Source organism: Pseudoalteromonas sp. NZS100 (genome assembly GCF_015864815.1).
Lineage (GTDB): Bacteria > Pseudomonadota > Gammaproteobacteria > Enterobacterales > Alteromonadaceae > Pseudoalteromonas > Pseudoalteromonas distincta.
The window spans coordinates 1-14,701 of sequence record NZ_JADYWM010000010.1; the positions used below are offsets into that span (position 1 = coordinate 1).

A 14,701-nucleotide genomic window follows, 5' to 3' on the forward strand; every position below is an offset into this window, starting at 1 on the left:
GATTCTTACATCCCAGAGCCAGAGCGTGACATCGATAAGCCATTCATCATGCCTATCGAAGACGTTTTCTCAATCCAAGGCCGTGGTACTGTTGTAACTGGTCGTGTTGAAGCTGGTATCATCAACGTAAATGACGAAGTTGAAATCGTTGGTATCAGAGAGACTACTAAGTCTACTTGTACTGGTGTTGAAATGTTCCGTAAGCTTCTTGACGAAGGTCGTGCTGGTGAGAACATTGGTGCACTTCTACGTGGTACTAAGCGTGAAGACGTTGAACGTGGTCAAGTACTAGCTAAGCCTGGTTCAATCAACCCACATACTACATTCACTTCAGAAGTATACGTACTTTCTAAAGATGAAGGTGGTCGTCATACTCCATTCTTCAAAGGTTACCGTCCACAGTTCTACTTCCGTACAACTGACGTAACTGGTGACGTACAGTTACCAGATGGCGTAGAAATGGTAATGCCTGGTGATAACATCAAGATGACAGTAACTCTAATCGCACCAATCGCGATGGATGAAGGTCTTCGTTTTGCTATCCGTGAAGGTGGTCGTACTGTAGGTGCTGGTGTTGTAGCAACTATCGTAGAGTAATAGTTAACTTTTAAGTTAATTATTAGAAAAAGGTCACTCAGGTGGCCTTTTTTAATGTCTGAAGAAAAGGTGGTGCTCTTACCTTAGGCGTAGGTACTTTGTAGCAACAGTCAAAGAGTAATAATTAACTTTTAAGTTAATTGTTAGAAAAAGGTCACTCAGGTGGCCTTTTTGAATGCCTGAAGAAAAGTGATTTGCTCCTAGGTATAGAATTATTGCCGTAGCTTGGGTTGAGTTTTACGAAACCCGAGGGGGAAATAGTACCGAAGTTATCTATGCTGTTAAATATAAAAAAGCACGGCTAGGCCGCGCTTATATTGAGTTGGCTCTAGGTCTTTTAGCCAATTACTAATATATGATAAAAGCTTTAGTGTTTCTTCGCATACTCTTGCGCTTGTTTTAAAACTCTTAATAAATTGCCACTTAAAATCTTTTTAATATCTTTGTCGCTATAATCTCTATCCATTAAACCTTGGACAAGATTTGGGTAGCTAGATACATCTTTTAAGCCGATAGGTAATGAATCGCCAACTCCATCATAATCAGAGCCAATACCTACATAATCAATACCAATTAGCTCAACTACGTGATCAATATGGTCAAGTACTTGCTCAAGACTTGCAAATGGATACGGATTTTTAGCACGGTACGCAGCATCAAAATCTTTACTTAACTTAGTGCCTTCTTTTTTAGCTGACTCTTTTGTACTTTTTAATTGCTTGCCCCAACTACCTGCTTTAGCGGTAACAAAGCTTGATCCAAAGTTGATTTGAATAACGCCGCCATTTTCTTTAAGTGCTAATAACATATCGTCATTCATATTACGCTCAAAGCCAGGCGTGTATTTACGAAGTGATGAATGAGAGGCAATTACTGGTGTTTTAGAAAGCTCCATAACCTGATAAAACGCATCATCAGAAATATGCGATACGTCAATTAGCATGCCTATATTATTCATTTCAGTGACAAGCTTTTTACCAAATGGGCTTAAGCCTTTCCATTTACGGCGTATATCGTAAGACGAATCCGAAATATGGTTGCTTTGAGAGTGCGCTAGCGTGATGTAACGAATGCCACGGTCGTAGAAGTGCTGAAGGTTTTTCAGATCCCCTTCGATTGGAGAGCCATTTTCCATACCCATGGCTATAGACAGCTTACCTTGTTTAAATTGCTCTTCAATATCAGAGCTTGAGCTCGCAATAGCAAACTTATCGGGTGCGCGCTGGACTATGGCTTCCATACTATCAATCATTTGATTGGCTAGCTGGTAGCTTTTTCCTTTACCTTCAAACTCTAAATGCGCAGGAATATAAATCGACATAAACGGTGCGTTTAAACCGCCTTTTACAGCGCGAGGATAGTCAAAATCGCCATCACTAGTTGCTTTGGTTACATCAACCCAGCTTTCGTGAATTCGATAAGGTACGTCAATATGGGTATCAATTAAAATGGTATCTTTAGCGAGTTTAATTGCCTTATCAGATGCTGTTATTGTTTGTTCTGCTTGGGCTTGGCTAGTTAAAGCTAGTGATATGGCTACCACTAGAGTGCTGAGTTTTATCATGTTTTGGCTCTTTGGGTAAAAAGCCATTGTGTACGTTCAATTCAAAAGTTACAAGTACTACACCTTAATCAAACGCCTCTGCTTGATGCTCTTCACTTTGCAGCGCTTTAAATTCGCCCTTAGAAATAATAGTAACTGACTCATGCAATTCAGAGAAAAACACCATCGCTTCGCCATTTTTAAGCTGCAGCTTTACTTGGCTTACTTTAGATTCGATGCTTGCTTCTACTTCACCATAATCGGTACCTTCGCGTAATACGTAGCTTTCGATTAAGTTATAAAGAGTGTCTTGATCGAGTTGTTCAAAAGGGATAATCATTACTACTTGTTACTCGCTTTATTTGATACGTGCTGGCTAAAATAATGAGGGACGGCTTTTTCTAACCAAAATATAGGTTTAAACGGATTTTTACCGCTAATAAAACCAACATGCCCGCCCTTGTCAGAGATGCGCAGCGTAACATGCTCACTTACGTCTTGCCTACTCGGTACGGCTTTAATTGAGAGCATAGGGTCGTCTTTGGAATGAATAATAAGTGTGGGCACAGCGATATCTTTCAAGTACGGCATAGCACTGGCTTTACGGTAGTAATCGTGTGCGTTTTCAAAACCATGTAGAGGGGCTGTTAACTGATTATCAAACTCTAATAAATCGTCAATTTTCATTAACTGTTTTGGCGTTAATGAAATTTGCTGCTTAATTTGTGGCAGCTTTCGCTGCATTGATTTTTTCATCCGATCGAGCAGATATTTTTGGTAAATTTTACCTAAGCTTTTACGAATAACATCGCTCGATGACGACAAATCATAAGGAGCAGATACCACCGCTGCTGCACTTAATGGGCATTTTTCGCGTTCTTCACCTAAGTATTTGGCAAGTACGTTACCGCCCAATGAAAAACCAACAGCTACCATAGTGCGCTTAGGAAATTGTAGCTTTAAGTGATTTATAAAAAAAGCTAAATCGGCGGTGTCACCGCTGTGATAAGCACGTGGTAGGCGATTTACTTCAGTTGAGCAATTTCTAAAGTGCATAAGCACAACTGCATAACCTTGTTTTTTTAATGCCTTCATCATGCCTTTGGCGTAAAAGCTATTTATATTGCCTTCGAGTCCGTGCAAAACAACAGCAAGTGGTGCGGTTTCATTATGTGGAAGTGACCATGCAAGCTCAATAAAGTCACCATCAGGTGTATCAAGTTGCTCAAGTTCGTAGGACGTATTGTGAAATGGGCGGAAAAAACGCGGCATTATGGTCTGAACGTGACGATTGGTCATCCACCATGCTGGTTTGAACTGAGAGATCATGTTTGTACTACGCACTTTGTATTAAACGAAAAGCTAGTGTATCAAATTTTTCGCTTCAGAAAATAAAAAGCGCCTAACTAGTAAACTAATAAGGCGCTTTAGTGCGTCGTGCTTAATTTTGTTCGGGAATTTCTGCGTCATGTATTTTTTTCAAAAAGAAAAAAGCAAAAAAGATACACAAAGAAACAACGATGGTTAAAAACCCAAAAGACATAAATAAAACTGGATCTGTAAAAAAGTCTCTAAAGAATACGTTCATGAGTTGCTCCCCTCGTTGTTGATGGGTTAATCATAGGCTGTGTTTGCAGGTCGCAACGTGATCGAGATCAAGTAATTTTTCTAAGCAGGTGTAGGAGTGAAGCTAAGTTGATTTAGATCATGTTTTAAGGGTTGGTAAGTTATTACCACTGAGAGCTAAGAGAGTTTTTCACTTTACCTAAAAGCGTAGCGCTTTAAACTTTTTTGAGTAAACCACTTAAAGATTTTTTGCACAAAGAGAAAAGAATGAGAAGTAAATGAGGGTAGAGCTATAAACTACTTGAGCCAAATAACTGCTCAATATTTATATTCTTTACCTGGATAATCTAGTTTGTTTTCCTCTAAAAGCGAAGCGCCTCTTAACCTCTTTGTGAGTAAATTACTTGAAGGTTTTTTGCACAAAGAAAATAAGAAGTGGAGGAGGGTATAAAAACTAATACCCTAAGTGGCTTTCACATATAGCTCAATGTTGTTTGGCTCTGAAAGTTTGACTAATTCAAGCTCATTTACTGTTTCAATCAACATATGTTGCTGTTGTTTTTCAAGCTTCAGCTCAGCGCTTAGCAACTCTGCACGTATTGTGGCGTAATCACTTATCGCATTCTGGTTAGCTTTTAAATAGCTACGAGCGGCGCGCAGAGGTTGTAATGCGTGAGTATCAAAGTCACTAACTACTTGCGTTAACTCATTTAGCTGTTGGGTATTAATACTTAAATTTAATGAATCTAAATAAAGCAGTAATAAGCATAAATTAACGTTTTTTCCTTGTTGGTTTTGTAGTGCTAGCAAGGTTGTTTGTTGCTCAGGCTTTGCGTACAAAGTGCACGCAAATTGCCAAAAATGGTCGCTATTGAGCAAGTTCATCGGCGAATGCCTGCTCTTTTTCTTCCATTTCTTCAAGTGCCATAAGTAACTCTTCTTCAACGTCGTTAAGTTTAGGCGTAAGGGTTGCTTGCTTGGCTAATAACTCTTTAAGCTTGGCTTTGTTGTCGTCGTTGTAGAGTTCGTTATCACCTAAGGTCACTTCCACTTCACTTAATTCCGCGGTGAATTTATCGAGTTGCTTTTCAAGCTTTTCAATTTGCTTTTTAAGTGGCTGAGTGGCCTTTCTAAACTCAGCCTCTAAGCGTTTTTGCTCTTTGCGGTTAACACCCGGGTTTGCTTTAGGCTCGTCGCTTTGCTGCGCTTTAACCGCTTCTTTATTGGCATTGAGTAACCATTGGTAATACGCATCTAAGTCGTAACCAAACTGGGTTACTTTGCCGTCATCGACTAGGTAAAACTCATCGGCGGTATTTTTAAGCATATGGCGATCATGCGATACGGTAACCATAGCGCCTTCAAAGCCTTGTAGTGCCATCACAAGTGCATGGCGCATTTCTAAATCAAGGTGGTTAGTTGGCTCATCGAGAAGCAGTAGGTTTGGCTTTTGGTATACCAACATGGCAAGTACTAAACGTGCTTTTTCGCCGCCCGAAAACGGGGCTACAGGCTCAAGTGCTTTATCGCCAATAAAGGCAAAGCCACCTAAAAAGTCACGTAGTGATTGCTCAGTGGCTTTTGGGTCGAGGCGTTGTAAGTGCATTATTGCACTGGCTTTTAAATCAAGAGATTCAAGCTGATGCTGCGCAAAGTAACCAATATTTAATCCGTGATGCTGAATAACTTCGCCAGTTTGCGGCTCTAAATCACCAGAAAGTAGTTTAATTAACGTTGATTTGCCCGCGCCATTTCGACCAAGTAAAGCAATTCGGCTACCTGGTACAAGGTTTAGCTCTATATTATTTAAAATGGTGACGTCACCATAACCCGCTTTGGCTTTATCTATCGTCATTAGTGGGTTTGGCAATGCTTTTGGCTCTGCAAACTCAAAGTTAAACGGCGAGTCGGCATGTGCCGGCGCCAGTTTTTCCATGCGTTCAAGCGCTTTCACACGGCTTTGTGCTTGTTTAGCTTTACTGGCTTTTGCTTTAAAGCGCGTTATAAACTGCTCAAGGTGAGCAATTTGATCTTGTTGCTTATCAAACATTGCTTGTTGTTGTAGTAAGCGCTCAGCTTTTTGGCGCTCAAACTGCGAGTAGTTACCTTTGTACACGTTAATAAGTTGCTTATCTACATGCCAAATTTGATCAACCACCGCATCTAAAAACTCACGGTCATGCGATATAAGTACAAGGGTGCCGGTATAAGCACGCAAAAAGCGTTCAAGCCAATAAACGGCATCTAAATCAAGGTGGTTTGTTGGCTCATCGAGTAATAGTAAATCGGCGTCGCGTATTAATGCTTGGGCAAGGTTTAAACGCATACGCCAACCACCAGAGAATGAGCTGACTGGATTTTCTATAAGGTTATTGGCAAAACCTAAGCCGTGTAATAGCTCACCTGCGGTTGATTCAATGCTATAGCCTTTAATGTTTTCAAGCTGAATATGTACTTTAGCTTGTGTGTCGCCATCGTTGTTTTTCTCGGCCTCACGCAGTGCTATACGCATTGCGTAGTATTCTGGGTGGCCTTGAAGTACATAATCAATCGCGCTTATTTCAAGTGCAGGTGTCTCTTGCTTAACAGAGGCGATAGACCAATCTTTTGGAATGCTGCAGTTACCGGCATCTAGTTGTAGTTCTGATTTTAGTAAACCAAATAACGTTGATTTTCCACAGCCATTAGCGCCAACAAGGCCTACTTTGTGTTCTGGAAATAACGTAGCTGATGCGTTTTTTAATAAGGCTTTACCGCCACGAAGTAGTTCTATTTCTGAGATTTGGATCATGAATGCGTTACTTTGCTATGCCCTTGTTAAGTTGGCGCTATCATAACATAGAACTTAATGCTCTTATCAAGCGTATCAACAAGTGAAGTTATACGATAAAATGACAGCAGTTCAAACCACAGGAAAAATGTTGTGAGACAAAAGAAGCGATTTATTGCTGGTGCATCGTGCCCTGACTGCAAAGCCATGGATACTATGATGCTATACAGAGAACATGATGTTGAAAAAGTAGAGTGTGTTGAGTGTGGTCATAAAATGGCGCAACCCGATAACGCTGTTCAGGCGTCTACTCGCCAATTTGAACAAGTAATTGGTGTGTTTAAACCGGGCGACTAACCCGGTTTTTTATTGCCTAATTTTTACCGGTTTTAGTAATGCGGTGGAGGTGGCTCAGGTACTTCAGACATCATAGACGATGATGACTGCGACTCTTTAATTTTTTCTGCTAGCAGCTCGGTTTGGCGTTTCATTTTTGCTAACAGCTGTTGGTGCACTTTTATTTCATCATTTAAGACTTCAATCGTTTCGTCTTGAAAAGCCACTTTGGCTTCAAGTTCCATTAAGCGATGTTCAATTGTGTTCATTATTCTCTCGTATAATAAATCGCTCTGCGATCCCGCTGGAGCTTTCGGTTAACAACGACTTACCGTTATCTGTAAATGTCACATCTAGCACCACCGCCGATTTAGGCTTACTGCCTTCGCGCGGGGTAACCTGCCAAGTTTGAATTTTTTCACCGCTTGGTATTTGCCACAAATCTACGCGCTTATTTGGCGAGCCGGTTGCAAGCAAAGTGCCTTGTTCGTTAAAACGCACAGCAGTAAAAATTTTCTGACGCGCAATATACTTCAGTTTACTCACAAGATCACCTGTAGTCAGCTTCCATACATTTGCTTGTGCCATACTATCGGCCGTAAACGCATAGCGACCTTGTGGATCGAGCGTTACTTGGGTAACACGCGTTGGGTGATTAAAACGATGAATTACTTGGCCTGTACGTGTATCCCAAAAGTAAGCAACATAATCGTTAGAGCCACTTAAGGCAAAGCGTCCGTTAGGTGAAAGGTCAACGGTGTTAACTTTATCTTGATGACCTAAAAACTCAATACGACGTCCGGTTTCTAGGTTTACAAATACGACAACGCCGTCGCTACGGCCGTATAAAACACTACGACCTTGATTGCTAATGGCAATATCGCGAATACTGGCTTTTTGTATTTTGTAATAACCTTTATTTTTGCCTGTGGTTATATCCCACACAGCAAATGTGGTTTTTTCGGCGGTAACTGCCACGCTGTTATCAAAAGCAATGGCAACAGCGTACACTAGGCTGTCTTGTGACTGCTGCTGAAACCATTGGTATTTTAGCACCTGCTGTTGATTATCCCACAGAGCGACCCCATGGTTGATAGAGGAGATCAAACTGTATTTACCATCGTTTGAAACTGTTGATGAAAACGCACCTTGTGCAGCATGTTCGTAACTTGCTACAGCGTGTTGTTTTTTATCGGTACAGGCGATGGCTAAAAAACAGCTAAATACGATTAAAAAAGTACGAAATATCGACATATTACAGGTATTTCCCCTTAACTCTTAGTGACTGAGAGGTTAGACTAGGACGCGTTAAATGCCTAGGTTGTTTGTCTAATCACTGGATATGTTTTTAGTTTAGCTAACAATATGGAATTTAGTCATTAAACAAGCAGCCTATCATGTGGGCCGTTAATCTTTCACTAGTAATAATACATTAAAATGACAACTGCAAAGTGTGTCGGAGATTTAAAATGAAAAAGACGATTAGATTGTCATTGATTGCAGCGTCAGTTTTAGCGCTTACAGCTTGTAATCAAGAAGCAAAAAAAGAACAAGCTGAAGTTAAATTAGACACTGTAGAACAGCAACAAGCATACGGTATTGGTGCATCTGTAGGTAACTTTTTAAATAAAGACCTAGCAGACAAAACAGAAATTGGTATTGAACTAGACCAAGCACTTTTAATTCGTGGTTTTGAAGATGCGCTTGCTGGCAATGCAAAAATTGACGAAGAAAAAATTCGCGAAGTATTAACTGCACTAGATACATCAGTACGTACTAAGCAAGAAGAAAAAGCTAAAGTAGAGTCTGAAAAAAGTAAAGAAGCAGGCGCTAAATACCTAGCTGACAACGCTAAAAAAGAAGGCGTTACAGTAACTGAGTCTGGTCTACAGTACGAAGTACTTAGCGAAGGCGATGGCGAAAAGCCAGTGGCAACTGATGTAGTTAAAGTACACTACAAAGGGACTTTATTAGACGGTACTGAGTTTGATAGCTCATATGCACGTAACGAACCGACAACTTTCCCTCTTAACCGCGTAATTGCGGGTTGGACTGAAGGTTTACAACTTATGTCAGTGGGTTCTAAGTACAAGTTCACTATACCTTCAGAACTTGCTTACGGCGACCGTGACTTAGGTAAGATTCCAGCTAATTCAACACTTGTATTTGAAGTTGAATTACTTGAAATTCAAAATGAAGAAGCACCAGCACAATAATAAGCTTATTGTGTAAATGCAAAAAGGGACCTTAGGTCCCTTTTTTAATATGCGTAAGTAGCGTATTAATTTGCATGATTAGAAAACAAGTTATCAATAAGCTCATCTTCAAGTGCAAAACGAGCTTCTAATGCCTCACCAATAACAGATAAGTCATTATCAAAGTCTTTCAATAAGTCTTCTTTGTCTACTTCAGCGTACTTATCATTAAAATCTAACGCCACATCGGTTGTGCTAGAAATACGCGGGTAAATAGAGTTTGCAAGCTCTTGGCTTTGTAAGCCCTTTTTTTCGCATGCTTTTGCTATATCGTCATATACTTCAAAATGGCCTGCAGATAGGTAATCCATTAAAAGCTGGCAAAATGATTCAATTAGTTTTGGCTCTGGCAATGCTTGATCTTGCTTTTCGTACGGCGTAAAGCCTGCAATTTTGCAGTAAAGTACAATAAGTTCTTGGCGTTCGTTTAGCCATTTATCAATTACTGTGTGGCTACCACCCCATTTCTGTTGAGCTTTTTCTACACGCGTCAGCATAACTGTTCTCCTAGCTGGGTTGGTTTTTAATTTAAATATAATAAGTTTATGTACATCAAGATATATTTAATTTGCGCGTATATCAACAAGTAAAGTTGAGCTACTTTGAGGGTTGTACCTTTTTATATAAACCGAGGTGAGGGATTTTATTTTAGGCAAGAAAAAACCACCAGTTACGGTGGTCTAATTTCTTTCAGTGACTTGTTATAACAAGCTTTCTTATTTTTATGAGATGATTTTTATTGTTATTATTTTAAAACATTTATTTTTATTGTTTTAAGATTTTTATTATTGTTTTTGTTAACGCGGGACAAACAATAACAAGGATTTTGTAATGTTGCAAACATATTAATAAAAAGTTTTAAATGTTATTCCTTTTTGTTTGTTTTATAGTCAAAAGGGATTAAAAAACTCTATTCTATTGATCTACCTCTAGGTAAAGCTGTTTTCGTCCCTAAGCAATAGAGGGTCGGAGAATATGGTGGTACAATCTTGCACAATTTATACAAGTCTTAGGATCATTTACGCCATGAGCGAATTAAAAAACGACCGTTATTTACGTGCACTTGCAAAACAACCTGTTGATGTAACTCCGGTATGGATGATGCGCCAAGCAGGACGCTATTTACCAGAGTATCGCGCTACACGTGCACAAGCGGGCGATTTTATGAGCCTGTGCCGTAATGCTGAGCTTGCATGTGAAGTAACACTGCAGCCACTACGTCGCTACCCGTTAGATGCCGCTATATTATTTAGTGATATTTTAACGATTCCAGATGCGATGGGTTTAGGTCTTTACTTTGAAACTGGCGAAGGCCCTAAGTTTGAACGTCCTATTTCATCTCTTGCTGATGTTAAAAAAATTCCAAAGTTAGACCCTACAGACGAGCTTGGCTACGTAATGAACGCAGTAAGCACTATTCGTCGTGAGCTTAAAGGCGAAGTACCACTCATTGGTTTTTCTGGTTCACCTTGGACGCTAGCAACGTATATGGTTGAAGGCGGTAGCAGCAAAGTATTTGGTAAAATCAAAAAAATGGCGTTTGCAGAGCCGCAAACACTTCATTTATTACTCGATAAGTTAGCTGATTCAGTTATTGATTACTTAAATGCTCAAATTAAAGCTGGCGCGCAATCGCTAATGGTATTTGACTCATGGGGCGGTGTATTAAGCCCGCGCGATTACAACGAATTTTCACTACAATACATGCATAAAATTGTAGATGGCTTAATTCGTGAGTACGACGGTCGTAAAGTACCGGTTACTTTGTTCACTAAAAATGGTGGTCAATGGATTGAAGCTATTGCAGCAACAGGCTGTGATGCAATCGGTCTTGATTGGACTATTAATATCAGCGACGCTAAGCGCCGCGTGGGTGATAAAGTAGCTCTACAAGGTAATATGGACCCATCTATGTTACACGGTACACCAGAGCGTATTCGCCAAGAAGTAGGCACTATTTTAGAAGACTTTGGTACAGGCAATGGCCACGTGTTTAACTTAGGCCACGGTATTACACCAGATGTAGACCCTGAAAATGCTGGTGTATTCATTAATGCAGTACATGAGCTAAGTGCTAAGTACCATAAGTAATAGTCACTTAAACAAGCTTTAAAACTGTTTAAAAGTAAAAAACCCGCTAAGTTGCGGGTTTTTTGTTACCTATTTATAAAGGCTTTTAAAACTACTTATTTAAGCGGTTATTTAAATAAGCGATTTAAGCCATTTAATGCCGCAACACGGTAGGCTTCAGCCATGGTTGGGTAGTTAAATGTGGTATTTACAAAGTAGTCGATATTATTGCCACCATTTTTTTGTTCCATAATAGCTTGGCCAATGTGAACAATTTCAGAGGCACGTTCGCCAAAACAATGTACGCCAAGTACTTCTTTGGTTTCGGTGTGGAATAATATTTTTAAACTACCTACTTCAGTACCAGCAATTTGCGCGCGAGCCAAATGCTTAAATTGAGCACGGCCAACTTCATACGGTACTTTAGCAGCTGTAAGCTCTTGCTCGGTTTTACCTACTGAGCTCATTTCTGGGATGGTATAAATACCGGCCGGAATATCAACAATCAGCCTGTCATCGCAGTTACCACATGCAATTGCATCAGCAGCTATACGACCTTGGTCAAACGCAGCACTTGCAAGGCTTGGATAGCCTATTACATCACCTACAGCGTAAACGTTATCAATTTCTGTTTGGTATGTTTCGTTAACTTTTAATTGGCCACGGCTATCGGCTTTTAAGCCAATGGCTTCAAGATTTAGTGTATCAGTGTTACCAGTACGACCATTAGCAAATAAAATACAGTCAGCTTTTACGCGTTTACCTGATTTTAGATGCATTATAACGCAGTCGTCACGCGTCTCAATTCGGTCAAACTCTTCGTTGTGACGTATAACAATACCGCTGTTCCAAAAGTGGTAGCTAAGTGCGTCAGATATTTCTGCATCCATAAAAGCAAGTAGTCGGTCGCGTGTATTAACTAAATCAACTTTAGCGCCTAAACCTTTAAATATTGACGCGTACTCACAACCAATTACACCTGCACCATAAATCAGTACACGATGAGGGTCATGCTCAAGGCCAAGTATTGTGTCACTTTCGTAAATACGAGAATGCGTAAAATCTACCTCTGGTGGGCGATAAGGGCGTGAACCCGTTGCTATAACAATCGTTTTAGCAGTCAGTCGCTCAGTTGAACCATCATTTCGTTTTACTTCAATTGTGTGCTTATCTACAAAGCTCGCATCACCTTGAAACATATGAATGCGGTTACGATCGTAAAAGCTACTACGTAAATTAGATTGCTTAGAAATAACAGAACTTGCGTGACGTAAAATATCAGGAAATGTTAAGCGGCTAGGGCGCTCACCAACATTGAATAACGGATTTGCTTTGTATTCAATATAGCGGCTAACAGAGTGGCGAAGCGCTTTTGAAGGAATTGTTCCCCAATGTACACAACCGCCACCAACTGATTCTTGGCGTTCAATAACCGCTACTTTTTTGTCATTTTTTGAAAGGTTCATGGCGGTACCTTCACCGCCAGGACCCGTGCCAATAATTATTGCATCATATTGGTATGTCACGGGTACTTTTTTTTGTTCTGGTTGTTTGGCCACAGCCACTCCTAAATTAATTAAAAGAGGCTTTTAATAACCTCGCATTAAGTGCTAGCCATGCCTGTTTTTGATTTTCCCAGGCGGCTTCCAACTCATGGTATTGTGCCATTAATGCTGAGCGTTCACACTGCTTTGCCATGTTATTTTTTTTAACTTCTAACACTTGTTTTTGTAGTGAACAATAATTTTGCAGTTTTTTCAGCAGTAAATCGTACTCTTGTTGTAATAATGTAATCTTATCTTGTGCTAAAGGCAATTTTGCAAGGCGCGTTTGCGTTTTGCTCATGAGCGTTTCGGCCTTTGCTTTTTCGATACGTTCAACAGGAGTTCGCTTTAACTTATTGGCTAAACCAACAGCTGCTAAAGAGCGGATCATCCATTTTGTTGGGTCGTAATGAAACCATTTAATACCGTTACGGTAGTCGCTTGCAAAAATATGGTGGAAGTTGTGATACCCCTCACCGTATGTAAATAACGCTAGAAAGCCGTTATCACGTGCCGTATTTTTTTCGGTGTATGGGCGAGAGCCCCAAATATGTGCAACTGAGTTTATAAAAAAGGTAAAGTGTTGACTCAGTACTAAGCGTAGTAAACCTGCAAGAATTAACATCCCCCAAACATCACCAACCAATAAACCAAGTGCTAGAGGCAAGCCTACGTTCATAGCAATCACAAGCTTTAAGTAATGTTTGTGTTGCCACATAACAATTTTATTGCGCTGTAAGTCACGACAATTACTATAATCACCGTAGCTATCGCCTTGGTAGTCACGTAACATCCATCCGATATGGCTATACCAAAAACCATTGGTCGCCGCGTAAGGGTCTTTTATTGGGTCGTCAACTTGACCGTGGTGTATACGGTGATCGCTACTCCAATGCAATGCACTGTTTTGCAGTGCAAAAGCACCGCCAAGCGCAAAAATAAATTCAACTGCAGGGTGTGCGTTATAGGTTTTATGTGCCCATAATCGATGGTAGCCGGCAGTAATTGATAAGCCCGCATAAAACATGCAGCCTACAAAAGCAATCCAATGCGCGCTGGTAAATCCGTAGCTAATGGCGTACCAAGGTACAAGTGTGGCAGCCGCCAAAAAGGTTAGGCTAAAAAATAGGACGTTTGTCCAAATAATCGGTGGTTTATTCATAATTCTCAATCTCAGCGTACAACTGTAAGCTAAAATAGTATTTCAAACTCTTGTCGTCAAGTATTAGACTGGACAATTGAGCTAATATCACTAAATATTCATATAAAATAATTCAGGGAGCTGTTGATGTCGGGTGTTAGAGCGCAACAGAAACAAAAAACACGACAGGCGTTAATTCAAGCGGCATTTAATCAGCTGAGTGCTGATCATAGTTTTTCGAATTTAAGTTTACGCGAAGTAGCACGAGAAGCCGGTATTGCCCCAACGTCTTTTTATCGTCATTTTAAAGACATGGATGAGCTAGGTTTAACCATGGTAGACGAAGCCGGTTTAACCCTTCGCCAACTAATGCGTCAAGCTCGCAGACGAATAGCAAACGATGGCGGCAGTGTTATAAATACCTCAGTGGTTACTTTTATGGAGTTTATTGATAACTCAAGTAACCAATTTAGGTTGTTGCTGCGAGAACGATCTGGGACTTCTAAAGCATTTAGAGCCGCAGTAGCGCGCGAGGTAAAGCATTTTATTTTAGAGTTGGCTCACTATCTAGAAAGCGAAACTAAGTGCAACGCTATGCATGCCTATATTCAGGCGGAATCTATGGTAACGCTCGTATTTAATGCGGGTGCAGAAGCGCTCGATATAGAAGGATTGCAACGCGACGAATTGATTGAGCGCGTTATTTGGCAGCTGCGTTATATTACTCGTGGAGCCGGACATTACGTAAGAGAAACGAGTAAAGAAGCATAGCTTAAAAAAATTGTAAAAAGTTAATATAAGCACGGTATATTGCAGTGCTTATTAATTTAAGCGTCACTAGTCATGTATTTGTTATTTTAATTCTTAATAGGTGTCTTG

At 40.2% G+C, this 14,701-nt stretch carries 15 protein-coding genes; 5 read left to right on the forward strand and 10 right to left on the reverse strand.

The genetic code is table 11. The features are described from left to right. On the forward strand, positions 1 to 597 hold a 597-nt coding region (locus tag I6E69_RS11740; protein ID WP_269435722.1), incomplete at its 5' end, for an EF-Tu/IF-2/RF-3 family GTPase. Between the two features lie 367 nt (positions 598 to 964). Here I6E69_RS11740 and I6E69_RS11745 read toward each other — a convergent pair. The 5 genes from I6E69_RS11745 to I6E69_RS11765 all read right to left on the reverse strand — a co-directional run bounded on the left by I6E69_RS11745 (position 965) and on the right by I6E69_RS11765 (position 6,497). Beyond that, positions 965 to 2,161 (reverse strand): dipeptidase, encoded by a 1,197-nt coding sequence (locus tag I6E69_RS11745; RefSeq protein ID WP_197121306.1) that lies wholly within the window; start codon positions 2,159 to 2,161, stop codon positions 965 to 967. Positions 2,162 to 2,225: 64 nt separating this feature from the next. Continuing rightward, positions 2,226 to 2,480, reverse strand: coding sequence for a YheU family protein (locus tag I6E69_RS11750; RefSeq protein ID WP_197121307.1), 255 nt, complete (start codon positions 2,478 to 2,480; stop codon positions 2,226 to 2,228). A 2-nt stretch (positions 2,481 to 2,482) separates the two neighbouring features. Beyond that, on the reverse strand, positions 2,483 to 3,469 hold the full coding sequence (locus I6E69_RS11755; RefSeq protein ID WP_024606596.1) for a hydrolase: 987 nt from the start codon (positions 3,467 to 3,469) through the stop codon (positions 2,483 to 2,485). Between the two features lie 699 nt (positions 3,470 to 4,168). Beyond that, on the reverse strand, positions 4,169 to 4,591 hold the full coding sequence (locus I6E69_RS11760; RefSeq protein WP_197121308.1) for a TIGR02444 family protein: 423 nt from the start codon (positions 4,589 to 4,591) through the stop codon (positions 4,169 to 4,171). After that, on the reverse strand, positions 4,575 to 6,497 hold the full coding sequence (locus tag I6E69_RS11765) for an ATP-binding cassette domain-containing protein (RefSeq protein ID WP_197121309.1): 1,923 nt from the start codon (positions 6,495 to 6,497) through the stop codon (positions 4,575 to 4,577). The genes I6E69_RS11760 and I6E69_RS11765 overlap by 17 nt, the downstream gene beginning before the upstream one ends. 132 nt (positions 6,498 to 6,629) lie before the next feature. Here I6E69_RS11765 and I6E69_RS11770 point away from each other — a divergent pair, with 132 nt between their 5' ends. Further along, positions 6,630 to 6,833, forward strand: a complete 204-nt coding sequence (locus I6E69_RS11770) for a YheV family putative zinc ribbon protein (protein WP_007378899.1) — start codon at positions 6,630 to 6,632, stop codon at positions 6,831 to 6,833. Between the two features lie 32 nt (positions 6,834 to 6,865). On the opposite strand, the gene I6E69_RS11775 is transcribed toward I6E69_RS11770, so the two are convergent. Further along, the gene (locus I6E69_RS11775; RefSeq protein ID WP_004335946.1) at positions 6,866 to 7,081 is read right to left on the reverse strand and encodes a SlyX family protein; all 216 of its coding nucleotides are present in this window, start codon (positions 7,079 to 7,081) and stop codon (positions 6,866 to 6,868) included. Then, a complete protein-coding gene (locus I6E69_RS11780) occupies positions 7,068 to 8,066 on the reverse strand; it encodes a WD40 repeat domain-containing protein (protein ID WP_138489926.1) in 999 nt (332 codons plus the stop codon). The genes I6E69_RS11775 and I6E69_RS11780 overlap by 14 nt, the downstream gene beginning before the upstream one ends. Before the next feature lie 215 nt (positions 8,067 to 8,281). On the opposite strand from I6E69_RS11780, the gene fkpA reads away from it, so the two are divergent. After that, positions 8,282 to 9,028 carry an FKBP-type peptidyl-prolyl cis-trans isomerase gene (gene fkpA, locus I6E69_RS11785; protein ID WP_004335950.1) on the forward strand — a complete coding sequence of 249 codons (747 nt, stop codon included), beginning with the start codon at positions 8,282 to 8,284 and terminating at the stop codon, positions 9,026 to 9,028. A 65-nt stretch (positions 9,029 to 9,093) separates the two neighbouring features. On the opposite strand, the gene I6E69_RS11790 is transcribed toward fkpA, so the two are convergent. Beyond that, positions 9,094 to 9,564, reverse strand: coding sequence for an Rsd/AlgQ family anti-sigma factor (locus tag I6E69_RS11790; RefSeq protein WP_002961083.1), 471 nt, complete (start codon positions 9,562 to 9,564; stop codon positions 9,094 to 9,096). 529 nt (positions 9,565 to 10,093) lie between these two features. Between I6E69_RS11790 and hemE the strand changes: the two genes are divergently transcribed. Next, positions 10,094 to 11,158 (forward strand): uroporphyrinogen decarboxylase, encoded by a 1,065-nt coding sequence (gene hemE, locus I6E69_RS11795; RefSeq protein ID WP_002961084.1) that lies wholly within the window; start codon positions 10,094 to 10,096, stop codon positions 11,156 to 11,158. Positions 11,159 to 11,265: 107 nt separating this feature from the next. On the opposite strand, the gene sthA is transcribed toward hemE, so the two are convergent. Together sthA and I6E69_RS11805 are read right to left on the reverse strand one after the other, a co-directional pair. Further along, positions 11,266 to 12,696: a Si-specific NAD(P)(+) transhydrogenase gene (gene sthA, locus I6E69_RS11800; protein ID WP_007378904.1), complete on the reverse strand. Its 1,431-nt coding sequence runs from the start codon at positions 12,694 to 12,696 to the stop codon at positions 11,266 to 11,268. A 13-nt stretch (positions 12,697 to 12,709) separates the two neighbouring features. Further along, positions 12,710 to 13,843: a fatty acid desaturase gene (locus I6E69_RS11805; RefSeq protein ID WP_008138662.1), complete on the reverse strand. Its 1,134-nt coding sequence runs from the start codon at positions 13,841 to 13,843 to the stop codon at positions 12,710 to 12,712. Between the two features lie 126 nt (positions 13,844 to 13,969). On the opposite strand from I6E69_RS11805, the gene fabR reads away from it, so the two are divergent. Continuing rightward, on the forward strand, positions 13,970 to 14,593 hold the full coding sequence (gene fabR / locus I6E69_RS11810) for an HTH-type transcriptional repressor FabR (RefSeq protein ID WP_002961087.1): 624 nt from the start codon (positions 13,970 to 13,972) through the stop codon (positions 14,591 to 14,593). The last annotated feature ends 108 nt before the right edge of the window (positions 14,594 to 14,701 follow it).